Annotated in this window: 24 protein-coding genes and 1 riboswitch; of the genes, 14 read left to right on the top strand and 10 right to left on the bottom strand. The window is 60.8% G+C overall.

Annotated elements, in window-relative coordinates; genetic code table 11:
* Positions 1-22: 22 nt before the first annotated feature.
* Positions 23-1,327, top strand: coding sequence for a tRNA (N6-isopentenyl adenosine(37)-C2)-methylthiotransferase MiaB (gene miaB, locus A3722_RS11705; RefSeq protein ID WP_067627323.1), 1,305 nt, complete (start codon positions 23-25; stop codon positions 1,325-1,327).
* Between the two features lie 53 nt (positions 1,328-1,380).
* On the opposite strand, the gene A3722_RS11700 is transcribed toward miaB, so the two are convergent.
* Positions 1,381-1,725 carry a hypothetical protein gene (locus A3722_RS11700; RefSeq protein WP_067627307.1) on the bottom strand — a complete coding sequence of 115 codons (345 nt, stop codon included), beginning with the start codon at positions 1,723-1,725 and terminating at the stop codon, positions 1,381-1,383.
* 457 nt (positions 1,726-2,182) lie between these two features.
* Here A3722_RS11700 and A3722_RS11695 point away from each other — a divergent pair, with 457 nt between their 5' ends.
* The 7 genes from A3722_RS11695 (at position 2,183) to metK (ending at position 8,411) form a co-directional block, all read left to right on the top strand.
* Positions 2,183-2,725 (top strand): OmpA family protein, encoded by a 543-nt coding sequence (locus tag A3722_RS11695; protein ID WP_386283763.1) that lies wholly within the window; start codon positions 2,183-2,185, stop codon positions 2,723-2,725.
* Between the two features lie 34 nt (positions 2,726-2,759).
* Complete coding sequence (locus A3722_RS11690) at positions 2,760-3,062, top strand: hypothetical protein (protein ID WP_386283760.1); 303 nt, start codon at positions 2,760-2,762, stop codon at positions 3,060-3,062.
* 147 nt (positions 3,063-3,209) lie between these two features.
* Positions 3,210-4,199, top strand: coding sequence for a PhoH family protein (locus A3722_RS11685; RefSeq protein ID WP_067627305.1), 990 nt, complete (start codon positions 3,210-3,212; stop codon positions 4,197-4,199).
* Positions 4,174-4,719, top strand: coding sequence for an rRNA maturation RNase YbeY (gene ybeY / locus A3722_RS11680; RefSeq protein ID WP_082849464.1), 546 nt, complete (start codon positions 4,174-4,176; stop codon positions 4,717-4,719). Before A3722_RS11685 ends, ybeY begins: the two co-directional genes overlap by 26 nt.
* A 27-nt stretch (positions 4,720-4,746) precedes the next feature.
* Positions 4,747-5,649 (top strand): hemolysin family protein, encoded by a 903-nt coding sequence (locus A3722_RS11675; RefSeq protein ID WP_067627303.1) that lies wholly within the window; start codon positions 4,747-4,749, stop codon positions 5,647-5,649.
* The gene (lnt, locus tag A3722_RS11670) at positions 5,646-7,145 is read left to right on the top strand and encodes an apolipoprotein N-acyltransferase (protein ID WP_067627301.1); all 1,500 of its coding nucleotides are present in this window, start codon (positions 5,646-5,648) and stop codon (positions 7,143-7,145) included. The genes A3722_RS11675 and lnt overlap by 4 nt, the downstream gene beginning before the upstream one ends.
* 31 nt (positions 7,146-7,176) lie before the next feature.
* Positions 7,177-7,225, top strand: a riboswitch (SAM-SAH riboswitch).
* Between the two features lie 4 nt (positions 7,226-7,229).
* Positions 7,230-8,411 (top strand): methionine adenosyltransferase, encoded by a 1,182-nt coding sequence (metK, locus tag A3722_RS11665; RefSeq protein ID WP_067627299.1) that lies wholly within the window; start codon positions 7,230-7,232, stop codon positions 8,409-8,411.
* Positions 8,412-8,458: 47 nt separating this feature from the next.
* Here metK and A3722_RS11660 read toward each other — a convergent pair whose 3' ends face one another.
* The 4 genes from A3722_RS11660 to trmB form a co-directional block, all read right to left on the bottom strand.
* Positions 8,459-9,094 (bottom strand): (d)CMP kinase, encoded by a 636-nt coding sequence (locus A3722_RS11660; RefSeq protein ID WP_067627297.1) that lies wholly within the window; start codon positions 9,092-9,094, stop codon positions 8,459-8,461.
* Positions 9,091-9,594: a hypothetical protein gene (locus A3722_RS11655; RefSeq protein ID WP_067627295.1), complete on the bottom strand. Its 504-nt coding sequence runs from the start codon at positions 9,592-9,594 to the stop codon at positions 9,091-9,093. The genes A3722_RS11660 and A3722_RS11655 overlap by 4 nt, the downstream gene beginning before the upstream one ends.
* Positions 9,591-10,943, bottom strand: coding sequence for a 3-phosphoshikimate 1-carboxyvinyltransferase (gene aroA, locus A3722_RS11650; RefSeq protein WP_067627293.1), 1,353 nt, complete (start codon positions 10,941-10,943; stop codon positions 9,591-9,593). The genes A3722_RS11655 and aroA overlap by 4 nt, the downstream gene beginning before the upstream one ends.
* A gap of 106 nt (positions 10,944-11,049) precedes the next feature.
* Entirely contained in the window at positions 11,050-11,751 is a 702-nt protein-coding gene (gene trmB, locus A3722_RS11645; protein ID WP_067627291.1) for a tRNA (guanine(46)-N(7))-methyltransferase TrmB, read from the bottom strand.
* Positions 11,752-11,881: 130 nt separating this feature from the next.
* Here trmB and A3722_RS11640 point away from each other — a divergent pair, with 130 nt between their 5' ends.
* From A3722_RS11640 to A3722_RS11620, 5 genes are all read left to right on the top strand, one after another.
* Complete coding sequence (locus A3722_RS11640) at positions 11,882-12,643, top strand: response regulator (protein WP_067627289.1); 762 nt, start codon at positions 11,882-11,884, stop codon at positions 12,641-12,643.
* Positions 12,644-12,823: 180 nt separating this feature from the next.
* On the top strand, positions 12,824-14,767 hold the full coding sequence (rpsA, locus tag A3722_RS11635; RefSeq protein ID WP_269084652.1) for a 30S ribosomal protein S1: 1,944 nt from the start codon (positions 12,824-12,826) through the stop codon (positions 14,765-14,767).
* 284 nt (positions 14,768-15,051) lie between these two features.
* Positions 15,052-15,336, top strand: coding sequence for an integration host factor subunit beta (ihfB, locus tag A3722_RS11630; protein ID WP_067626061.1), 285 nt, complete (start codon positions 15,052-15,054; stop codon positions 15,334-15,336).
* A complete protein-coding gene (locus A3722_RS11625) occupies positions 15,336-15,686 on the top strand; it encodes a lipopolysaccharide assembly protein LapA domain-containing protein (RefSeq protein ID WP_067626059.1) in 351 nt (116 codons plus the stop codon). The genes ihfB and A3722_RS11625 overlap by 1 nt, the downstream gene beginning before the upstream one ends.
* Positions 15,687-15,695: 9 nt before the next feature.
* The gene (locus tag A3722_RS11620; protein ID WP_067626056.1) at positions 15,696-16,343 is read left to right on the top strand and encodes a phosphoribosylanthranilate isomerase; all 648 of its coding nucleotides are present in this window, start codon (positions 15,696-15,698) and stop codon (positions 16,341-16,343) included.
* 77 nt (positions 16,344-16,420) lie between these two features.
* Here the strand turns inward: A3722_RS11620 and A3722_RS11615 are convergent, their stop codons facing one another.
* The 5 genes from A3722_RS11615 to A3722_RS11595 all read right to left on the bottom strand — a co-directional run bounded on the left by A3722_RS11615 (position 16,421) and on the right by A3722_RS11595 (position 22,199).
* Positions 16,421-17,917 (bottom strand): phosphomannomutase/phosphoglucomutase, encoded by a 1,497-nt coding sequence (locus A3722_RS11615; protein WP_067626054.1) that lies wholly within the window; start codon positions 17,915-17,917, stop codon positions 16,421-16,423.
* A 27-nt stretch (positions 17,918-17,944) separates the two neighbouring features.
* On the bottom strand, positions 17,945-18,778 hold the full coding sequence (gene kdsA / locus A3722_RS11610; RefSeq protein ID WP_067626052.1) for a 3-deoxy-8-phosphooctulonate synthase: 834 nt from the start codon (positions 18,776-18,778) through the stop codon (positions 17,945-17,947).
* On the bottom strand, positions 18,775-20,511 hold the full coding sequence (locus A3722_RS11605) for a capsule biosynthesis protein (RefSeq protein WP_067916141.1): 1,737 nt from the start codon (positions 20,509-20,511) through the stop codon (positions 18,775-18,777). The genes kdsA and A3722_RS11605 overlap by 4 nt, the downstream gene beginning before the upstream one ends.
* On the bottom strand, positions 20,489-21,148 hold the full coding sequence (locus A3722_RS11600; RefSeq protein WP_067628983.1) for an ABC transporter ATP-binding protein: 660 nt from the start codon (positions 21,146-21,148) through the stop codon (positions 20,489-20,491). Before A3722_RS11600 ends, A3722_RS11605 begins: the two co-directional genes overlap by 23 nt.
* Positions 21,149-21,392: 244 nt before the next feature.
* Positions 21,393-22,199, bottom strand: coding sequence for an acyl-homoserine-lactone synthase (locus tag A3722_RS11595; RefSeq protein WP_067628985.1), 807 nt, complete (start codon positions 22,197-22,199; stop codon positions 21,393-21,395).
* Positions 22,200-22,481: 282 nt separating this feature from the next.
* On the opposite strand from A3722_RS11595, the gene A3722_RS11590 reads away from it, so the two are divergent.
* Positions 22,482-23,885, top strand: a complete 1,404-nt coding sequence (locus tag A3722_RS11590) for a sensor histidine kinase (RefSeq protein ID WP_236627396.1) — start codon at positions 22,482-22,484, stop codon at positions 23,883-23,885.
* The last annotated feature ends 4 nt before the right edge of the window (positions 23,886-23,889 follow it).

Here is a 23,889-nt window from a genome sequence, read left to right as displayed (position 1 = left end):
TCAAAACCCTTGGATGCCCGCCATGACACAACCGAAAAAGCTGTTCATCAAGACCTATGGTTGCCAGATGAACGTCTATGACAGCGAACGCATGGCCGAAAGCCTTGGCGGTCAGGGCTATGTCACGACCGACCGGGCCGATGATGCGGATATGATCCTGCTCAACACCTGCCACATCCGCGAAAAGGCCGCAGAGAAGGTCTATTCCGAACTGGGCCGCCTGAAGCCGTTGAAAGACGCGCGCCCCGATCTGAAGATCGGCGTGGCGGGCTGCGTGGCACAGGCCGAGGGCGAAGAGATCATGCGCCGCCAGCCGGCTGTCGATCTGGTGGTCGGCCCGCAAAGCTACCACCGTTTGCCAGAGATGGAGGCGAAAGTGCAGACCGGGCAGAGCGCGCTCGACACCGATTTCCCGGCAGAAGACAAATTCGACCACCTCAAGGGCCGCCCCAAGATGAAACGCGCGCCTGCGGCCTTCCTCACCGTGCAAGAGGGCTGCGACAAGTTCTGCGCCTTCTGCGTGGTACCCTATACGCGGGGGGCCGAAGTCTCTCGCCCCGCCGAGAAGGTGCTGGAAGAAGCCCGCGATCTGGTCGAGCGCGGCGTGCGCGAAGTCACCCTGCTGGGCCAGAACGTAAACGCTTACCACGGCGGCATGACGCTGGCCGGTCTGATCCGCGCACTCGCCAAGGTCGATGGGCTGGAGCGTATCCGCTACACTACCAGCCACCCCAACGACATGGGCGACGATCTGATCGCGGCCCATGCTGAGGTGCCCGAGCTGATGCCTTACCTGCATCTGCCGGTGCAGTCGGGCAGTGATCACATCCTGAAACGGATGAACCGCAGCCACACCGCCGAAAGCTATCTGAAGCTGCTCGAACGCATCCGCGAGGCGCGGCCTGATATTGTGCTGTCGGGCGATTTCATCGTCGGCTTCCCCGAGGAAAGCGATGCCGACTTTGAAGCGACGATGGAGCTCGTCCGGCAGGTGCGCTACGGCTATGCCTATTCGTTCAAATATTCCACCCGCCCCGGCACCCCGGCGGCCGAACGCCCGCTGGTCGATGCAGCCGTGGCCGACGATCGCTTGCAGCGCCTGCAAGGGTTAATCACCCAGCACCAACAAGAGATCCAGCAGTCGATGGTGGGCCGCGAGGTGTCGGTTCTGGTTGAGAAGAAGGGCCGTTTGCCCGGTCAGATGCTTGGCAAGTCAGAGTATCTGCACGCGGTTCATATCGAGAACTGCACGGCGCAGATCGGTGACATTCAGCGCGTAAGGGTGACCGAAGCCAAGACAAACTCTTTGGCGGCTGTCTTGGTCTAACGGGCCGCCACTAGGGCCGTTGCGGGTGCGCGTTGCCGCGCACCCTAAGCTTGTCAGTAGTTGTGCTTGCGATGCGAAGCGGCATCCGCAAAGATCCGTTTCATTGTCGCTTTCAGCCCCTCAGGGTTGCCCACCAGCGTGTGATCCCGGCAGACACGCTCGGCCACGGCATGGGCGGTGGAGAAGTCATAGCCGACGGCCACGAGGCTATCCACGAAGACCGAGTTTGGCCGGTCCCAGATCACATCATTCCACGGGCCACGGTAGCAGCTGACGTGGATCACATTGCCCGTTGGGTGCGCCTTGCCTTGGTTGTGGTAGGCGTATTTCACACCCCCGGCAAAAGCAGGCATGGCAAGCAGGCCGGTGACGGCGGTGGCGAGTAGCATTTTCATCATGAGTTGGTCCCCCAGTTATCATTGCAGCAATCAAGATCGGCAAAGCCGCGCGAAGTCCCACCCTCGCGATCCGATGGATAGAGGTTTAGGTCTAAAGGTACGTATTTCAAGAAGATTCGAAGGCACTGTCAGGGGGGTGAGAACAATCTCAAGGGCTTGCGGGGGATTGTCGCCAGGGCATAGGCAATAGGGTAATTTCAGCCGTTCCGGCGAACAAAGAATGGCTGCCGCAGTCACTGGTTTCACCGTTATTGCGCGAAGGATTCGTTGTAATCGGTCAAGGCTCGGCCACAAAATGTTGATTTCACAGCTTCACAGCAGGGCAGTTTTTACCTAACCTAACCCTATACTAACAAGGCGCGGGTCCGGGGAGGGGTCGCATTTGCCAAAAATAAGAACCAATATTTAGAATAGGACAAAAGCTGTGGGACCCACTATTTCCAAAGCACTGCGCGCCATGGCCAGCCTGACGATGGCGGCGGCGCTGACTGTGGCCAGCACGTCGGCCGATGCGCAGACACCCTCGCAACAGGGCCGTGACAAGGGCGTCTACACGCCGACCATCTGGGTCGATCCCGATGGCTGTGAACATTGGGTCATGGATGACGGGGCCGAGGGTTATATGACCCCGCATACGACCCGTCAGGGCATCCCGGTATGCCGCCGTGGCGATGTCTGCGGTGTGATGGAGGCAGACCAGTTCTTTGCCACCGACAAATACAACATCTCGGCCCAGGGTCGCGCGCGTCTGGCGAATTTCTTCCAGTCGACCGGCGCGGTGTCCTACATCATCACCGGCCATACCGACAGCCGTGCCTCGGATGCCTATAACATGCGTCTGTCCTACAACCGCGCAAACTCGGTGGCGCGTGTCGCCAACCAAGTCGGGGCCAAGATCGCCGATGTGCGTGGCTACGGCGAACGGATGCCTGCCGTGCCGAACAATTCCGCTGCGAACATGGCCAAAAACCGCCGTGTCGAAATTATCTGCATTCGCTGAAGGGACCATAAAAGTGATTAAGACGAAACTTCTCATGGTCACCGCCTGTGCCGTCGGCCTGTCGGCCTGTACCGATTACGAAGGCGGTCTGGGCCGGGGGTATCCTTCGGACAAGACCGTTGACCGCGGCATCGACACAAAGCACCTCAGCACCCTTCAAGCGGGCATCTGGGTTGATCCAAACGGCTGCGACCACTGGATCATCGATGACGGGGTCGAGGGCTATCTCTCGGCGCGGCTTGATAAATTCGGCAAGCCGGTCTGCTCGGGCGTGGCGCCGCCGACACATACCGCGGGCCACTTCAAGGGTGGCTCCAAGATCAAAGACCCGAACTGACCTTGGCGGGCCATATCAAACACACCGGGCCGGAGCGCGTTGCGCTTCGGCCCTTTTTGTCGCTACGGGTTGGTAAATCCTGCTCGCCTGACTATCTCACCAATTAGTGCTTCACAAAGGATACGCGCATTGCCTTCAACTGATCTGATGACACCGGAAACCGCGGCCGAACGGGTGGTGGAATTTCCCGATAACCGCCTTTTGATCGACCTCTGCGGCGCCTATGACGCGCATCTGGCTGCCATCGAGAAATCGCTCGAGGTGCAGATCATCCGGCGCGGCAATCACCTGCAGATCTTGGGTGAGGGCGAGGCCGTCGAGAAAGCAGAAAGCCTGCTCAACGCGCTTTATGTGCGGCTGGAAAGCGGGCGCTCGGTTGAGCCTGCAGATGTGGACGGAATGTTGCGCATGGGCAATTCCAGCGCGGGCACTGGCGTGCGTCAGGGCGATCAGTTGGAAATGCCGATGGGCGACGCGATTGAAATCCAGACCCGCAAGAAACGGGTAGAGCCGCGCACCGATGCGCAGAAGGCTTACGTGCAATCGCTGTTCGACAATGAACTGGCCTTTGGCATCGGTCCTGCGGGTACCGGCAAGACCTATCTGGCCGTAGCCGTGGGCGTGTCGATGTTCATCGGTGGCCATGTGGATCGGATCATCCTGTCCCGTCCTGCGGTCGAAGCGGGAGAGAAGCTGGGCTATCTGCCGGGTGATATGAAGGACAAGGTCGATCCTTACATGCAGCCGCTCTATGATGCGCTGAACGACTTCCTGCCGGGTAAACAATTGGCCAAGCTGCTGGAAGAAAAGCGCATCGAGATCGCGCCGCTGGCCTTTATGCGGGGGCGGACGCTGTCGAACGCCTTCGTCGTGCTGGATGAGGCGCAAAACGCCACGTCGATGCAGATGAAGATGTTCCTGACACGTCTTGGGCAAAACTCCCGCATGGTGATCACCGGCGACCGCACCCAGATCGACCTGCCGCGTGGCGTGCAGTCTGGGCTTCAGGATGCCGAACGGCTGCTCAAGACGATCCCGAGTATTAGCTTCAACTACTTCACCTCCAAGGACGTTGTGCGCCACCCGCTGGTTGCGGCAATTATTGAGGCTTATGAGGCGGATAGCGGTGCCGCTTGATGTGATGCTAGAGGATTTCGACATCGTGATTGAGGACGACCGCTGGAACGCGGTCGACCTTGAGACGCTCGCCCATGCCGCAGCACGCGCCACTCTGGGGCAGCTCGGCCTCGACGCCGAGGCGGCAGAGATGACCCTGCTGGCCTGTGATGACACACGTATCGCCGCGCTGAACGAAGACTTTCGTGGCAAGGCGCGCGCCACTAATGTGCTGAGCTGGCCCGCAGAAGAACGGGGTGCCGCCGCACCGGGCGGCGATCCGCTGCCCGCCATCCCTGGCATTGACGGAATGCTCGAACTGGGCGACATCGCTTTGGCCTATGAGACTTGCGCCGCCGAAGCCGAAGCGGCGGGCAAGCCACTGGCCGCGCATGTAACCCATCTTATCGTGCATGGGCTGTTGCATCTTCTGGGCTATGACCATGAAAATGACCCCGACGCGACGTTGATGGAAGGGTTAGAACGCGAAATACTTGGCAAAATGGGTTATGATGACCCATATAAGGAAAATGGGCCTTAAGGGGCTTTGCAACACAGACGGGACCCAATGGGCGATACAGACGGATCATCTGACGCGGCGCAGAGCGCGCTTGCGGATGAAGATAGACATGAGCTGCCGGACGATAGCGCAATGCGCACCGGCAATTTCTTTTCTCGGGTGTTCGAGGCGCTAAGCCCATCGGACAGCGAGGATGACACCCCCGAGGCATCGGGAGAGGCCGAGCGGCCCACGGGCCATGGCATGATCAACCTGCGCCGGATGCGCGTTGATGATGTGGCCGTGCCCAAGGCGGATATTACCGCCGTGCCGGTCAGCGCCACGCTGGATGAGCTGGTGGCGGTGTTCAAGGAAAGCGGGATGACCCGCTTGCCGGTTTACGACGGCACCTTGGACACGCCCGTGGGCATGGTCCACCTGAAAGACCTTGCGCTAAATCACGGGTTTAATGGCAAAAACACCAAGTTCGATTTGCGCGCCATGCTACGCCCCTTGGTCTATGTGCCGCCGTCCATGACCATCGGCGTGCTGCTGACCAAGATGCAGGCCGAGCGGCGGCATATGGCATTGGTGATCGATGAATATGGCGGTGTTGACGGTCTGGTCACCATCGAAGACCTGATCGAACAGGTCATAGGCGAAATCGAAGACGAACATGACGTCGACGAGGGCACCTATTGGACGGTCGAAAAACCCGGCACCTATCTGGCACTGGCCAAGACACCATTGGGTGATTTCGAGGCTGAGATCGGCCATTCCCTGACCGACCATGAGACCGTCGACGAAGAGGAGATCGACACCCTCGGTGGGCTGGTCTTCATGCTGTCGGGTCGTGTTCCCGCGCGGGGCGAGGTTGTCTTGCACCCCGATGGGCCGGAGTTCGAGGTGATCGACGCCGACCCGCGCCGCATCAAAAGGTTACGGGTCCGCACCCAAGGGGCCGGGGGATGAGGCAACGGCTGGCGATGCGGGGCCGGATGTTGCTGGCTCCGATCGCCGGCGCCATCGCAGCCTTCGGGCAAGCCCCCTATGAACTGCCGCTTTTGCTTTTTGCCGGGCTGGTGGCGGCGTTTTGGCTGTACCGTGCGCGATCTGGCGGCCCGTTTCGCGCGGCGCTGTTGGGTTGGGGCTTTGGCTTTGGCTATTTCCTGCACGCGCTGCAATGGATCGTGTCGCCCTTTATGGTTGATGTAGAGCGTCACGGCTGGATGGCGCCCTTTGCGCTGATTTTGCTGGCGGCGGGCATGGCGCTGTTTTGGGGGCTGGGCTTTGGTCTGGCCCGCTGGGTTGCGCCACGGCGCGGGCTGGCCTTGGCGCTGGCTTGGGCGGCGGTGGAACTGCTGCGCGCCTATATTTTCACCGGTTTCCCATGGGCCATGCCCGCGCAGGCGCTGGTCGGCGTGATGGCCGGGCAGGGGTTGGCTTGGGTCGGCCCCTATGCGCTGAACCTCTGGCTCTTTGCCATCGCCGCGATCTTGCTGCTGCGCGGCCCTTTGGCGCTGCGATTGGGGCAGGGGACACTGGCGCTGTCGACCGTTCTGCTCTTGCTGCTGCCACCACAAGCGCCGCCAGCGGTATTGACCGATCAGGTGGTGCGCCTGGTCCAGCCCAATGCGACCCAGCGGGAAAAGTGGAACGCGGACAAATTCGAATTCTTTTTCACACGGCAACTCGACTACACCGCCGCCGCGCCAAAAGACGAGAGCCTAGCGCCTGATCTGGTAATCTGGCCCGAAACTGCGATCCCTTGGGCGCTGGATATGGCGGGCAGTGCGCTGGCCGAGATTGGAGCCGCCTCTGACGTGCCGGTGGCTCTGGGCGTGCAGCGCCGGTCGAACATGCGCTATTACAATTCGCTGGTGGTGCTGGATGCCGATGGAGCGGTCGGACAGGTCTATGACAAACACCATCTCGTGCCCTTTGGCGAATATATGCCGCTGGGCGATCTGATGGCGCGTTTCGGGATCCACGGGCTCGCCGCGCGGGAGGGCAACGGCTTTTCCAGCGGGCCGGGTGCGCAGCTTTTGGATATGGGGCCGCTCGGCGCGGCATTGCCGCTGATCTGCTATGAGGCCGTCTTTGCCCATGACGTGAACGCCGCACCGGCGCGGCCCGCGTTTTTGATGCAGGTCACCAACGATGCGTGGTTCGGCAAGGCCGCAGGCCCGCGCCAACACCTTGCCCAAGCGCGGATGCGGGCGATTGAGCAGGGGCTGCCGATGGCCCGTGCGGCCAACACTGGCATCTCGGCGATGATCGACCCGCAGGGGCGTGTAACCGCATCGCTGGCGCTGAACACCGAAGGGTTCATCGACGCGCCACTGCCCGCGCCCTTGCCGCCCACACTCTATAGCCGGAGCGGAGATTTGCCGCTTTCTGTGCTCTTGGCGCTGTGCCTTGCGGGGCTTGCCGTGGCCCGCCGCCGCAGCCCCGGGAATGCCGATTGACCATCCACCAGCGGTTGTCTAAGCCATTGGCAGAGCACCACAACGGCTTCCTGACGTGGTGCGTAATTTTTATTGGAGCACTACATGTCTCGTCAGAACTACACTTTCACTTCGGAATCCGTTTCCGAGGGGCACCCGGATAAGGTCTGCGACCGGATTTCCGATGCGATCCTCGACGCTTTCATCAGCGAGGAACCCGAAGCGCGGGTCGCCGCCGAGACCTTTGCCACCACCAACCGCGTCGTGATTGGCGGTGAGGTCGGTCTGGCCAATAAGGCCAAGCTTGACGAATATCTGGCCGGTGTCGAAGACATCGCCCGCGCCTGCATCAAAGACATCGGCTATGAGCAGGATGAGTTCCACCACGCGACATGTGAGATCACCAACCTGCTGCACCCTCAATCCGCCCATATCGCCCAAGGCGTTGATGCGTCGGGTGAAAAGGAAGAGGGCGCAGGCGATCAGGGGATCATGTTTGGTTTCGCCACCGACGAGACACCCGAGCTGATGCCCGCGCCGATCCATTACGCCCATGCGGTGTTGCGGCGTCTGGCCGAAGTGCGCAAGGACGGCACCGAGCCGACCCTGCGGCCCGACGCCAAGAGCCAGCTTTCGGTGCGCTATGAGAATGGCAAACCCGTGGGCGTAAGCTCCATCGTGCTCTCGACCCAGCATGAGAGCGAACGCCAGACCAGCGCCGATATCCGCGACATCGTTGAGCCTTACATCCGCGAAGTGCTCCCCGAGGGCTGGATCGACGATGACACCGTCTGGCACGTGAACCCCACGGGCGTTTTCGTCATCGGCGGGCCGGATGGCGACGCGGGCCTGACGGGGCGCAAGATCATCGTGGACACCTATGGCGGGGCCGCTCCGCATGGCGGCGGTGCGTTCTCCGGCAAGGATCCGACCAAGGTTGACCGCTCAGCCGCTTATGTCGCGCGCTATTTGGCCAAGAACGTTGTAGCAGCGGGGATGGCCAAGAAATGCACCATTCAGCTTAGCTATGCGATTGGCGTGAGCGAGCCGCTGTCGATCTATTGCGACACCCATGGCACCGGCGATGTGCATGACGCGGCGATTGAAAAGGCGATCCGCCAGATCATCGACCTGACCCCGCGCGGCATTCGCGAGCATCTGCAGTTGAACAAGCCGATTTACCAGCGCACGGCGGCCTATGGCCACTTTGGCCGCGCGCCGGATGCGGATGGCGGTTTCAGCTGGGAGCGCCGCGATCTGGTCGATCAGCTTAAGGCGGCAGTATAACGATATCGGGGTGGGCGGTCGCGCCCACCCTCTCGGCTTCGCGGCACTTAGCCCCGCCGGGCCTGTTTGGCCTCAATGAGAGCCACCGCGGCGGCCACCGCATCTTCAATCGCCATCTCAGTCGTGTCGATCTGCTTGGCATCGTCGGCCGGTTTCAGCGGCGCTTGGTCGCGGCTCATGTCGCGAAGGTCGCGCTGTTTGACGTCTTCCAACACGGTTTCATAGGTGATCTCAATCCCCTTGCCCGCAAGCTCTGCAAAGCGGCGCTGCGCGCGCACTTCGGGGCTGGCGGTGATGAAGAGTTTCACCGGGGCATCGGGGCAAATCACTGTGCCAATGTCGCGCCCGTCCAGTACGGCACCGCCCGCGCGGGTGGCAAAGCTGCGCTGGAACCGCACGAGGGCGGCCCGCACCGCTGGGATCACCGCCACTTTGCTGGCTTCCTGCGCGACATCCGGGTTGCGCAGGCTGGGGTCTTCAAGGTCAACAGGGGCGAGGGTTTGCGCGGCCTCTTCGGCGTCCATCCCGGTAAGGGTTTTCGCGGCCACCGCCCGGTACAAAAGCCCGGTGTCGAGATGCGCAAAGCCGAAATGCGCCGCGACGGCCTTGGCGACCGTGCCTTTGCCCGCCGCTGCGGGGCCGTCGATGGCGACGGTCATGCCGCCGCTGGTGTTCTTCGTCATTGCAGGTTCCTTTCGTTGCGCGCCCGTAGACCAAGCAGCAGGGCTGCTCCGAAACAGGCCGCCAGTATCATCCATTTCGCCTGCGTAAACAGGCTGGCGGTCGCGACCGCTTGTGCCGTCAGCCGTTCTGGCCCCAGTTCAACCAGCCGCCCTATCAGCATGTTCTCGGTGTAATCCGCCCCGACGTAGAGCGCGACGGCCAGCGTCAGGGCCAGCCGAAGCCCGCCCGCCGACCAACGCCGAAACCAGAGCAACAGCGCCAGCGCCAAAAGCGCAGGAAAGGCCGTGTCAGCCAGCCGGAACTGGCCGAGGTAGAGTGCGGTCTGCCTCGGGTCGAGAGCGGCGAGATAGGCGCGTGCCTCGGCCAGATCATAGCCCAGAAGCCGCCCATCCAAGACCCCCATGCCCCCCGCGCGCAGGTAGGTTTCGGCAAAGCCCGCAAGGGCTGCAAAGGCCAATGCAGCGCAGAGGCTGAGCCAGATGAGCCGGTCGCCTATCACGCAGGCAGCCGTTCGACCTGCGCCCCCAAGGACGCCATCAGCGGTTCGAAAATCGGGAAAGACGTGGCAATGGGCCCGCCGTCATCCACCTGCACCGGGTTTTGCGCGACCATGCCGAGGATCAGGAACGACATGGCAATGCGGTGGTCGAGGTGGCTTTGGCAGGTCGCGCCTCCGGGAATATTGCCGTGGCCCAGCCCTTTGACGATCCACCAATCCGGCCCGTCTTCGACCTCAACCCCATTGGCGCGTAGCCCGCTGGCCATGGCCTCGATCCGGTCACTTTCCTTGACGCGCAGTTCCTTGACGCCGCGCATCACGGTTTCGCCCGTCGCACAGGCCGCCACGACCGAGAGCACGGGGTATTCGTCGATCATGCTGGCAGCCCGTTCGGGCGGCACTTCGATGCCTTTGAGGTTTGGTGAGAACTTCGCGCGCAGGTCGGCAACAGGCTCGCCGCCCTCGGTCCGTTCGTTTTCATAGGTCAGATCCGCGCCCATCTCGCGCAGGGTGGTGAACAGCCCCGCTCGCGTGGGGTTCAGCCCAATGCCCGGCACCAGCACGTCCGAGCCGGGCACGATCAGCGCGGCGCAAACGGGGAAGGCGGCGGAGGAAGGGTCGCGCGGCACGTCGATATGTTGTGGTTTCAACTCGGGCTGGCCAGTCAGGGTGATGATGCGGCCCTCGTCCGTGTCCTCAACCGTGATCTCGGCGCCGAAGCCTGCCAGCATCCGCTCGGTATGGTCGCGCGTGGCTTCGGCCTCAATCACGACGGTTCTGCCGGGGGCATTCAACCCCGCCAGCAGCACGGCGGATTTGACCTGCGCGGAAGGGACCGGGACAGTATAGCGCACCGGCGCAGGTATAGCCGCGCCCACCAATGTCATCGGCAGGCGGCCCCCGGCGCGGCCCACGGATTGCGTGCCGAATAGCGCCAGCGGATCGGTCACCCGCGCCATCGGGCGGCTGTTGAGGCTGGCATCGCCGGTGAAGGTGACAGAGATCGGGGAGGTTGCCATGGCCCCCATCAGCAGGCGCACGCCAGTGCCGGAATTGCCGCAGTCGATCACGTTGTCAGGCTCCGCAAAGCCGCCGACGCCGACGCCGTGAACGGAGTAAGAGCCGCCGCCGTGGTCAATCACCTCGGCCCCGAAAGCGCGCATGGCTTTAGCGGTGTCGAGCACGTCTTGCCCTTCCAAAAGCCCGGTGATCGTGGTCTCGCCCACGGCCATGGCGCCAAGGATCAGGCTGCGGTGCGAGATCGACTTGTCGCCGGGCACCTCGGCGGTGCCGCTAAGCGGCCCGCAGGCGCGCGATGACATGGGAATGGGGCTGCCGTGACTGGACATGAGGTACCTCTAATCTGCTTGAGGCCCCTATTATCGCAGGCGGGCGGCAGCGTCCATCGCCGCGCGTGCAATGGATTGTAATCAGGGTGGTATCAGGCGCTCGGGCTTAGCGTTTGCGGAAGGTCAGGTAATGCGGGGTGCGCCCTTCGCGCAGCGCTTTTTGCTCGTAGCGGGTCGAGATCCAATCATCCCAAGGCGCACGCCAGTCCTGCGGCCCTTCGGCCAGCCAGTCAAACCCGTGCTGCGGCACCTGTTCAAGGGTCTGGCGCACGTAGTCTTCGATATCCGTCGCCACGCGGAAAATCGCACCGGGTTTCAACACGCGAGCCAGAGGCTGCAGATGCTCGGGCGTGACGAAGCGGCGGCGGTGGTGGCGGGTTTTTGGCCAAGGGTCGGGATAGAGCAAAAACGCCCGGTCGATGGAGGCTTCGGGCAGCACATCGAACATATCGCGCACGTCACCGGGATGGATGGCAAGGTTATCCACGCCCGCCCGCCGGATTTTGCCCAGCAGCATCGCAACACCGTTGATGTATGGCTCGCAGCCGATGATGCCCACGCCGGGGTTTTGCCCCGCCTGATGCACCAGATGTTCACCACCGCCAAAGCCGATTTCCAGCCAGACCTTGCGCCCGTCAAAGAGCGTGTCGAGGTCCAGCGGTGTGCGGTCGGGATTGCTCTCCCAATCAACGGCCCCCGGCGACAATGCGTCGAGATCCTCGTCGATATAGGTCTTTTGAGACTTCTTCAGGGATTTGCCTTTGAGGCGGCCATAGAAGTTGCGGCGGGGGCGTTCTGTTTCACTCATGGCGGCTCATGTAGCCGCCCCGCCGCGTCACCGCAACATTCCTCTGCAGGGGCGGTGGCGAATAGGTGGGGGTTAATCATTTGTTAGGCTCCATGCGCCTAGATGTCGGAGCAATGCAGGGGGACAGCTGATGAGCGTGGCAAGGCATGAGGCCGGCGCGGGCGATACGGCAGGCGGTACGACTACACCGGGAACTGTGGCGCGTATCCTGATCGTGGATGATCAGCGGTTTGATCGCATGCGGATCAAACGGCTTTGCGGTGGGCTCGACTTTCCCATCCGAATGACCGAGGCGGAGAGTATCGCCGCCCTAGCCCAGCAGTTGGATGAGGGGGAGTTTGACCTGATCTTACTGGATTACAACCTGCCCGATGGGGACGGGTTGCGCGGGCTGCAGATGATCCGGGCACATCCGCAGAACGGTGCCGCGGCAACCGTGATGGTTACCGGGACGGATCAAACCGAGGTGGCGATCGAGGCGCTGCGCGGCGGGTGTAGCGATTACATCGCAAAGGATGAGCTTTCGCAAAGCACTTTGCGGCGCTCGGCTTTCAACGCCCTGCAAAAGACGGCGCTGCAACTAGGCATTACCACGCAGGAGCAGAAACGCTCTGAGGTTCAGAGTGTTCTGCGGCGCTTTGCCGGGGAATGTGCGCAGGAGATAAAGCCGATGGTCGGCGACGTGATGCGCGACCTGCGCGCGCTCGACCGGTCGAACCCGGCGCTGGTGGAGGAAGATCTGGCAAAGGTCGATTATACCTTCCTGCGCCTGTGGGAGTTTGTAGAGGATCTGGCCAGCTTTCAAGGCAGCGAGCTTGCCGAAGGCGATCTTGCCGATCCGCCAAAACCGACACCGGGTCTGGGTGCCGGATGGGGTGGGGCAGTCGGGTGACGGGGCTGTCTACGGTGAGGCTGTTCGCGCAGGCGTCGTAGGGCGCGCTTGGTGGCGCGTTAGCGGGGCGGGCCCCGCCTGCCTTTTCCGCTCGCGTGGATCGCGCCGAGCATCCCTGATTTTTGCCACTCCTCGCAGCGCCTCCACCCGGCAGACCCCCGCACATCACCGGCCAAACGCATGCATAGCCCTTGCAGGAGCGGCAAAATTGGCCTATACGCGCCCTGTCTAAGGGGCGGTTACAGCTTCGGGCGCGATATAACGGGCAGGGTCGGTACCAACCGGCCCTCTTTTGTTTGCGTTCGGCTGCGGGTTTACCGCTGTGCCTTTGCTTCGGAGTTTCTCCGGCGTGATTTGCACGGTGCCACCACGACGACCAATTGCAACTCCAGACCGGCGGAGACAACCGCGCGGCCAGAAACATTTGATAAGGATACGAAAAGCTACATGACTAAAGCAATGGACGAATTCGAAGCGCTTCTGAACGAAAGCTTCGAAATGGACACGCCCCAAGAGGGCACAGTCGTCAAAGGCAAGGTGATCGCTGTCGAAGCGGGCCAAGCCATCATCGACGTCGGCTACAAAATGGAAGGCCGCGTTGAGCTCAAAGAATTTGCTGATCCCGGCGAATCCCCCAAAATCGAAGTTGGCGACGAAGTCGAAGTTTTCCTTCGCCAAGTCGAAAACGCGCGTGGCGAAGCTGTCATCAGCCGCGAAATGGCCCGCCGTGAGGAAGCCTGGGATCGTCTGGAAAAAGCCTATGCCGCAGAAGAGCGTGTCGAAGGCGCGATCTTTGGCCGTGTCAAAGGTGGCTTCACCGTCGACCTCGGCGGCGCAGTTGCGTTCCTGCCCGGTTCGCAGGTCGATGTCCGCCCCGTGCGCGACGCGGGCCCGCTCATGGGTCTCAAGCAGCCGTTCCAAATCCTCAAGATGGACCGCCGTCGTGGCAACATCGTTGTATCGCGCCGTGCGATCCTCGAAGAGTCCCGCGCCGAACAGCGTGCCGAAGTCATTGGCAACCTGACCGAAGGTCAAACCGTCGATGGTGTGGTCAAGAACATCACCGAATACGGTGCGTTTGTTGACCTTGGCGGCGTTGACGGCCTGTTGCACGTCACCGACATGGCATGGCGCCGCGTGAACCACCCCTCTGAGATCCTGTCGATCGGCGAGACCATCAAGGTCCAGGTCATCAAGATCAACAAAGAGACGCACCGCATCAGCCTCGGCATGAAGCAGCTGCAAGAAGATCCGTGGGATCTGGTTGGCGCGAAATACCCGCTGTCCTCCGTGCACAGCGGTCGTGTGACCAACATCACCGATTACGGCGCATTTGTTGAGCTGGAGCCGGGCGTTGAAGGTCTGGTTCACGTGTCCGAGATGTCTTGGACCAAGAAGAACGTGCACCCCGGCAAGATCGTGTCCACTTCGCAAGAAGTCGAAGTCATGGTTCTGGAAATCGACAGCGCCAAGCGTCGTGTTTCCCTTGGTCTCAAGCAGACCATGCGCAACCCATGGGAAGTGTTCGCTGAAACACACCCCGAGGGCACCGAAGTCGAAGGCGAAGTCAAGAACATCACCGAATTCGGTCTGTTCGTTGGTCTGCCCGGCGACATCGACGGCATGGTTCACCTCTCCGACCTCAGCTGGGACCAGCGCGGCGAAGAAGCGATCCAAGACTACCGCAAAGGTGACGTGGTTCAGGCCGTTGTCTCCGAAGTCGACGTTGAGAAAGAGCGCATCTCGCTCTCAATCAAGAACGTTGGCGGTGACAAGTTCGCCGAAGCCGTTGGCGGCGTGAAGCGCGGCTCGATCGTGACCGTAACCGTGACCTCCATCGAAGAAGGTGGCATCGAAGTCGAATACGAAGGCATGAAGAGCTTCATCCGTCGTTCCGACCTCAGCCGTGACCGTGCCGAACAGCGCCCTGAGCGTTTCTCGGTCGGTGACAAGGTTGACGTGCGCATCACCAATGTCGACGCGAAAGCACACCGTCTGGGCGTCTCCATCAAGGCGCGTGAGATCGCAGAAGAGAAAGAGGCGGTACAGCAGTACGGTTCCTCCGACTCCGGCGCGAGCTTGGGCGACATCCTTGGTGCGGCGCTGAAAGGCGACGACGAGTAAACACATTCCACGTTGAATGTGTGTAGTTAGCGAAGGCCCCGCATGGCGACATGCGAGGCCTTTTTGCCTTCGCGCCCCGCAGTCGAATCGCAAAGCGGGATTAGAAATGTGCGCTCAATCCCTGTGCATCAGGGCCTTCGCGGGCAGTATGCGGCGGAAAAAAGCCGAAATAACAGGGGTTTCGCTGCGAAAAATCTATCGCAGTGCTGGTGGAACACCTTCCCGTGTGGGGCGTTATTTCCTATAGTCGGTTAAGACATCAATAAATTCTCGGGGGACGTGCCATGATCCGGTCGGAACTGATCCAGAAGATCGCTGACGACAATCCGCATCTTTATCAACGTGATGTTGAGCGGATCGTAAACACGGTCTTTGACGAGATCACGGGCGCCATGTCGCGTGGGGACCGGGTTGAACTGCGCGGCTTTGGCGCTTTTTCCGTCAAAAAACGCGATGCCCGCGTAGGGCGCAACCCGCGCACCGGTGAGACAGTGAATGTCGAAGAAAAGCACGTGCCCTTCTTCAAGACCGGCAAGTTACTGCGCGACCGGCTGAACGGGAAAAGCTGATGCGTTACATTCGTTATGCCTGCATCGCGCTGTTCGCGGTGGCGCTGGTTTCCGTTGCCTTGGCGAACCGAAATATCGTGACACTTCAGGTGCTTCCAACCGAGATTTCAGGTTGGTTTGCGGTGAACCCATCCGTGGAACTGCCGCTCTTTATTGTAATCCTTGGCGGGATCATCGTGGGTCTCTTGGTCGGTTTTGTCTGGGAATGGATCCGAGAGCACGGCCACCGGGCCGAACTGGCGCGACAGGCCCGCGAGCGGCGTCGGCTGGAGCGTGAAGTGATCCGCCTTAAGGAAGAGAAGCATCAGGGCAAGGATGAGGTGCTGGCGCTGCTGGACGAAGCAGGCTAAACCCCACCCATGCCCGAGAATGTTAACGTAAAAATTTGCGGTTTGACCGACCCCGCGGATGTGCCCGCCGCCCTTTTGGCGGGCGCACGGACACTGGGCTTCGTCTTTTTCGAAAAATCCCCACGCCATCTGTCGCTTGAGGCCGCAGCCCATATGACGGAAGCGGTGCCAGATGGCATTTGCAAAGTCGCACTGACCGTCAACGCGGATGATGCAGCGCTTGATGCGCTGCTCGCGGCGGTGCCGTTTCTCGACATGCTACAGCTTCACGGCAGCGAAAGCCCCGCGCGGGTGGCCGAGGTCAAGGCCCGCTATGGGCTGCCGGTGATGAAGGCCGTCGGGGTGGCGGACCGCGCTGATTTGGCGGTGCTGAACGACTATGTGACGGTCGCGGATCAGCTTTTGGTCGATGCCAAACCGCCGAAGGACGCGGTTCTGCCCGGTGGGAACGGTTTGGCCTTTGACTGGCGCCTGATCGCAGGGCGGCGCTGGCCGAAGCCTTGGATGCTCGCCGGTGGTTTGAATGCAGACAACGTCGGAGAGGCGATTGCCCTTACCGGGGCGCGGCAGGTCGATGTGTCCTCTAGCGTTGAAAGTGCGCCGGGTGTGAAGGATGCGGAGCGTATTCGCGCCTTTTGCGAAGCGGCACTAAAGTAAGCCCTTTCAGATCAAAAGAAAAAAGGCCCGGTGGCATTGCCCCGGGCCTTTCTTATTCAAGTCGCCGAAGGGCCGGATCAGATCGATTGATCGTAGTCGCCGACGCCCGGCTCGGTTCGGATCACTGCGTCGATATCGGCAAAGATGGCGCGCATTTCGGCTTCGGATTCGGGGCTTTCGCAAACCACGACAAGGTTCGGCGTGTTGGACGAAGCCCGCACGAGGCCCCAGCCGCCGTTGTCGAGCATGACGCGCGCGCCGTTCACGGTGATCACCTCGGCAATCGCGCGGCCGCCGATCTTGTCTCCGGCCTCTGCTTTGGCGACCAGCTTTTCAACCAGTCGGTTGAGGATGTCGTATTTCTCGGTGTCTGCGGCGTAGGGCGACATGGTCGGCGTGGCCCAAGTTTGGGGCAGGGCGCGGCGTAGGTCGGACATGGACATGTCCGGGTTGCGGTCCATCAGCTTGCAGATTTCCACCGCGACGCGCATGCCGCAGTCATAGCCCCGGCCAATCGGCTCGGCCAAGAAATAGTGGCCGGATTTCTCAAAGCCCGCCAGCGCGCCCAGTTCTTTGACGCGGCGCTTCATGTGGCTGTGGCCGGTTTTCCAGTAGTCGGCCTTGGCCCCGTGTTTCTGCAACTCAGGGTCAGAGGCAAAGAGCCCGGTGGATTTCACATCCGCGACGAAGGTGCTGTTGGGGTGAAGTTTCACCAGATCGCGGGCCATGATGACGCCCATTTTGTCGGCAAAGATCTCTTCGCCTTCATCGTCCACCACACCGCAGCGGTCGCCGTCACCGTCGAAACCAAGCGCGAAATCAGCACCGGAAGCGCGGACACTGTCGGCCATGTCATGCAGCATTTCCATGGCTTCGGGGTTCGGGTTGTAATGGGGGAAAGTGTAGTCCAGCGTGTTGTGGCTATCGACAACCTCGACCCCCAGCCGGCGGAACAGTTCAGGCGCGAAGGCCGAGGCGGTGCCGTTGCCAGTGGCGCAGACGACCTTGAGCTTGCGGGTCATCTTGAAATCCCCCACCAGATCGTCGAGGTAGGCTTCGCGCACGCCGTCGACGAACTCATAGGCGCCGCCCGGGCGCTTCTCGCCTCGGCCATTCAGGACGATGTCGCGCAGCTCGCCCATCTCATCGGGGCCGTGGGTCAGGGGGCGCTGGAAGCCCATTTTGACGCCGGTCCAGCCGTTCGGGTTGTGGCTGGCGGTGACCATGGCGACCGCCGGAGCATCAAGGTGGAACTGCGCGAAATAGGCCATGGGGGAAAGGGCGGGGCCGATGTCCTTGACCGTGATCCCGGCCTGCATCAGCCCAAGCATCAGAGCATTTTTGATCGACAGCGAATAGTCGCGATAGTCATTGCCCACGGCGATGACAGGCTCGATCCCGCGCGCGTGCATCTGCGTGCCAAGGCCAAGGCCAAGCGCGGTGATGCCGGGCAGGTTGATGTCGTCGGGATATTTCCAACGCGCGTCATACTCGCGAAAGCCTGTCGGGGTGATCATCGCATCGCGGAGAAATTCCCAAGTGTTCGGGGTCACGGTGGAGGCCGGTTTACTCACGTCAAATACTCGCTTTTTGGGATAAATTTAGAAAGTCAGCGGATGGCTTTTTGCCAGCGCATCGAATTGCATCAGCAGATTGATCAGCCCCGGCATCTGGTCGAGGTAGATCATATTGGGCCCGTCACTGGGGGCGCGGTCGGGGTCTTCGTGGGTTTCCATGAAGATCGCCGCAACGCCGATGGCGGCAGCTGCCCGGGCCATGACCGGGGCAAACTCACGCTGCCCGCCCGAAGAGCCGCCCTTGCCACCCGGCTGCGCGACGGAATGTGTCGCGTCCATCACCACCGGATAGCCGGTTTGGGCCATCTGCGGCAGGCTGCGCATGTCGGCAACCAACGTGTTGTATCCAAAGGTCGTGCCGCGCTCGGTCAAGAGGATATTCTTGTTGCCGGTGCTTTCGATCTTGTCGACGATGTTCTGCATCTCCCAAGGGGCGAGGAACTGGCCCTTCTTGACGTTCACGGCCTTGCCCGTTTCGCCAGCGGCCAGCAGGATATCGGTCTGGCGGCAGAGGAACGCAGGGATCTGTAGCACGTCGACCACTTCGCCAGCTTGGGCGCATTGCGCTTCGTTGTGTACATCCGTCAGCACAGGCACATCATTGGCGCGGGCCACGGATTGCAGGACTTGCAGACCCTTTTCGATGCCCAAACCGCGCTTGCCCGAGAGGGAGGTGCGGTTGGCCTTGTCATAGCTGGCCTTGAAGATGAACTGCGCGCCAGCCGCGTCACAGGCTTCTTTCAGGATGCCTGCGATCATCTGCGCGTGGTCTTCGCTCTCCAACTGGCAGGGGCCAGCGATCACGGTGAGGGGACGGTCGTTGCCGACGGTCAGGTTGCCAATGCGCAGCTGGGTCATGAAGTTACCTGTTCTCTTAGAATGGATGCTGTCAGGGACAACATCAGGTAGATGCCTGCAAAGATAAGGAAAGCCAATATCGTGTTTTCGAACTTGCGGGGGTAGGTTGCCTCGTCCGGGGCCACGGGATTTACGGCCACGGTGAGGTAGCGTACCTGCCGCCCGGCCTCGGTTCGGGCTTGCTCCATTGCGGTTTGCGCGCTTTGCAGCACCATGTCGGCGGCGGCCAGATCGGCCTGCGCAAGCTGCGCCGCGACCGCCTGTTGCGCCAGCGAGTTTTCGCCTTCGTTGGCGGCGGTCATGCGTTCGCGCAGTTTGGTCAGCTGTTCGCGAAGCCGCCGCACATCGCCGCGCGCGCCGTCGACCTTGGCTTGGTTCGGGCGCTGGTTGTCGAGCAGAGCGGCGAGTTCGAGTTCTTTTTCAATCAACAGGGTTTCGTAATTGGTGATCTGGGTCCGGATCGAGGCGATCATCGCTTCGGGATCGACGTTGTTGTCGACCTGCAGTTTGATCAGTGCTTCCTGCGCCGCGCGGCGGTTTGTCTGCGCGGTCTCATAGCCTTCGAGCGCGTCACGCATGCCGTCTTCGCGCTTTTGCTTGCTCAGGTCGTTGACCCGCTCTTCGGCATAGGTGAGCAGGCGTTTCGAGAATTCTTCCGACACCTCTGGATCGGCGGCGATGACCTCCATCCGGATCACGCCTTCGGTCGGGTCATAGCCGATTTTGACGTTCTTTTTATAGGTCTTGTAGGATTCCTCATTGGTGGGGCTTTCCGAAAGCCGCTGGATCGCGTCGATCTGCGGGTCTGCGAAATGCGTGCGAAAGCCTGCGTCTTCGTCAAGGCGCAGCATCGCGTCTTTCGATTGCAGATAGGCCTGCGTGGCGATGCTGTCTGCGCTATTGGCGAATTGCGTGGGCAGTAACCCGCCAAAGGGGCTGGTGCCGCCGCCGCCTTCGTTCTGGATGATCAGAAACTGGCTTTCAGTGGCATACATCGGCGTGGCGATTTTGTAGAAATAATAGCCCGCCGCAAAGGTCGGCAGCATCACAAAGAAAGCGAGCCGCACCATCAGCATAGCCGCTTTACGGCGACGGCGGCGGGTGATGTCGCGCTGAATATCCGAAATCTCGCGCTGGCGGCGCTCTGCGGGGCTCACATCGGTCGAGGGCAGGCCGCGGGGGCCGCGCGGGGTGGTCTGCGGCAGCTGCACCTTTGCGTCGCCGGGCTGCCCACGGGTGGCGGGCAGAGCGTTGCCGCCCTGATCGCCCGATTGCGGCACCACGAGTTCCAGCATGTTGGACCGCTGAAACGGGTCGATCCCCTTGGCGCGCAAAAGGCGCACCGCGTCGAAATCTGAGGTCGGTGCCAGCCCGTGTTTCTGCGCCACGCGGCGCGCCATGCGCAATTGGCGGCCCGTCAGCCCTTCGCGGCGGATCGCGTCGATATCCTGCTCGGCCGACACTTCCTTGGCCGACGACACCTCTCCGCTGCGGGGGCTTTCAGGATCCGAGGTTTTGCCGCTGCGCGCGGCATGTTCCAAGGCTTCCTTGCTGTACGACGGTTCTACCTGCGTTGCATCGGCCACGGCGCGCAGCTTGGCCGTTCTCTCGGCCTTTTCGGCATCGGTCTGCGGTGCCTGCGCTTTCGCTGCACTGCTCGGCGATGCGCCGGAGGCCGCGGGCGGCGGTGCCTTGCGGATGCGGAATTTCCTAGCCTTGGGTTTCGTAGTCATAGAGCTGTTTCGCTTCTTCCAAGGTGTCGAACATATGTAATTTACCATCCAAAAGGACAGCGGCGGAGCGGGCGAACTTTTCAAGCGTATGGGCCTGATGCGAAACGATGATGATCGTCGTGGTTTGCAGCCGTTCTTTCAGAATGTCGCCCGCCTTGCGGTTGAACTCTACGTCTGTCGTGCCGGGCATGCCTTCGTCAATCAGATAGATGTCAAAATCCAGCGCCAGCATCAGCGCGAAAGAGAACCGCGCCCGCATCCCCGCGGAATAGGTGCCAAGCGGTTGGTCGAAATATTCGCCCAAGCCGCACAGCCAGCGGCAAAAACTTTCGACGTAATCCGGGTCGAGCCCATAGAGCCGCGCGATATAGCGGGCGTTTTCCATGGCTGAGACTTTGTTGACGACGCCGCCCATAAAACCCAATGGAAACGAGATGTTACAGCTGCGCCTGATCTCACCATCATCCGGTTTCTCAAGCCCGGCCATCATGTTGATCAGGGTGGTTTTGCCGGTGCCGTTGGGGGCCAGAATGCCCAAGGACTTGCCAAGTTCCACGCGAAAAGACACCCGGTCAAGGATGACCTTGTGCTGCGATCCCGTCCAAAAGGACTTGGACACATTTTCAAATTCCAGCATTCCCTGCTCCGGTTGGTGCTGAGCGCGGCCTCTCGGCGCCTCTTGTATCAGAGGTACCTTAGCCGTTTATTCACCGAATTTGACCACAATATGTCGAAATGCTGGCGGTGGCTGCCGCAAGTCGCCGTGCGGGCAGGGCGCGGACAGGGCTGCGGATGCTCAAACCGCCGTCTGTAGCGCGGTTGCTGGGCAAGCCGCCGGGATGATGTCGGCTTGCTCATCGGCGCGGCACTCGGTGCGCTGGTCAGTGCAGTGTGTGGGTGCTTTCGGTCGGAATCATCTCGCCGATGTAGCTGACGTTCATCAAGGCCGCCTGCGTGCGGTCGCCGTCGATGTTTTGCACGGGGCCCACGGGCACGGCGCTCATCAGGCCAAGCCGGGTCATCCACCGGCTAAAGGTGGCCGGCACGATGCCCAAAACGTGGCTTGCGCCCATGGCATAGGCGGCACCGGCCATTTGGTTCATGAGCATACGTTGCACGGCAATGCGGCGCTGCGCGGGGACCGCGCTGGTCAGGAAAAGGCGGGTCGCTTCCCAAATGTCATCGCGGACGGGCGCTTTGAAAAACAGCACGTCCTGCGGAATGTCCGGCAGCATCCCGAGCTGCGCATCGCGCAGCATGTAGCTGTATTGCGCGCAAGTCGAGGTGGTGGGCATCAGACGCACACCGCCCATGACCTCTCCATACTCGTGCAGAACGATCCAGCGCGCGCGGGGCGTGTCGTATTGGTCAAACTCCATCCCATCAACCTGAGGGAGATCCCATTGCTTGTCATCGATAAAGATTCGGCGTCGGGCCCGGAGGAAATTGACGAATAATTCACCGTGCTGATGCATGTTTAAAAACGACAAAGTTGTGGCGCGCATGTACGGATTGGCCCGGGCGAGGGCCTCTGGGCTGTAGGGATCAGGTTCAGCCGCTTTGGGGCCAAGGAGTTTACGGGGGAAGCGATTATTTTTAATTTCCAACGCTTTAGCGTCTTGTGGCGTCAGTTCGGGAAGAACATCCTGCCAAGATTTCCCACTGAAGCTCCGTCCTTGCAGACTCATGTTTGACCTCGAAAATTCGCTGTAAAAATAACTCTTATCAAGAGGCTAACCTCTAGTTGCATGAAATGGCCATACTTATGTCCCATTTCCGGGTGTAGAAGTGGGGAAGATCGCGTCTAACATGTGCGAAGATGCCGAAATGCAACATGTTAAGGGCGTTTGTCGGCAGAATGCTGACATTCGAGCAGCCGACCGAAGAAAACGAGAGCGATGTCGCAGGAAAAAGTAACATACGGGCCGATTCATACGCCGCATCTCGCTGACGCGACTAAGGTGCAGCAGATGCGGGATTATTCCCAAGTCGGCGTTAACCTGTTCTGGCAGCGGCAAATGATTTTTGCGGCGGCCATTTGCCTGTCCGCTTTCTACTACGAACTTTGGCTGTCGATCACGACGTTGATCTTTATCGCGATTTCCGAGACCTTTGACTACCTTCTCTTCTTGCGCATCACCCGGTGGCGCGGGCGCAGCCCCCGTTTGGCGCGGTTGTTCATGAACCGCATCTACCTCGGGACGGTGCTAAGCGCCGGGGTGATCAGCTATTTCGCGCTTGGGATTGCGCTTCAGCAGGGGGCGACGACCCATTTTCTGCCGCTGTTCTTCCTATTCGCGGCAGCGCTTTTTGCGTCGATGAACAACCATCATATCCTGCCAGTGTTGATGCTGCGGCTTGCGATCTATGGGGCGACATTCCTGTTCATTCCAATCTGGGACATCGTCCGCACCGGAGCGAGCATAGAGTCCGAGCTCTGGACCCAGTTGTTCACCGTGGTCTTCGTGCTTTATTTCATCGTCGATTGCTCGCGTATCTTCATGAAAATGTACCGCACCAACCTGCGCCAGTTGGAAGAGTTGAAAGCAGAGCATGAGAAAACCAAGATCGCGTTTAAGGTAAAAACCGAATTCGTTTCGACCATTAGCCACGAGCTGCGCACGCCGATGACATCGATCAAAGGGTCGCTCGATATGGCCTGCGCCGGGGTTCTGGGTGAAATGACCCCTCAGATGGAGAAGGTCTTGAAGATCGCGCAGCGCAATTCGGCGCGGCTCACGTCGATCATTAACGAGATTCTCGACCTGCAAAAGTTCGAGGCGGGCAAGGTGAGCTTTGATATCGAACCGCTTGAAGTGCAAACGATTATCGAAGACGCGATTGAGCTTAATCAGGCCTTTGCAGGCAACTTGGGCGTGACGCTGCGCTATGCCAAGCCTTCGGATGCGGCGGGAATTGCCACCGATGAAAAACGCCTGCAGCAGGTGATGTCCAACCTTCTGTCCAATGCGGCCAAATTCTCGCCCGCGGGGTCGACGGTGAAGGTCACCTCCGTCAAGCACGAGGATAAGGTGCGGATCAGCGTGATTGATGAGGGGATCGGCCTTGCGGAATCCAAGCGGGAGAAGGTCTTTGACGAATTCTCGCAGATCGACTCGTCTGACCAGCGCGCCGTGGGTGGCACCGGTCTGGGCATGAACATCTCCAAGCGGATCATCGAAGCCTTGGGCGGTCAGATCGACTACTTCAAAAACGCGGGCCCCGGCACGACGTTCTATATCGATATGCCGTTGGGCAATGGGTCCGGGCGCGAGTTGGCGCATGGGATACATGTCAAAGATATGGTCAACGGGGACGGGCCGATCGGCGATGAAGAACCCCAGAAACCCTCCGGGGATCGGGCCGCGGCCTAGGTTC

It is taken from the genome of Sulfitobacter sp. HI0027, from assembly GCF_001634775.1.
GTDB lineage: Bacteria > Pseudomonadota > Alphaproteobacteria > Rhodobacterales > Rhodobacteraceae > Sulfitobacter.
This window is presented reverse-complemented; position numbering and strand designations above follow the sequence as displayed.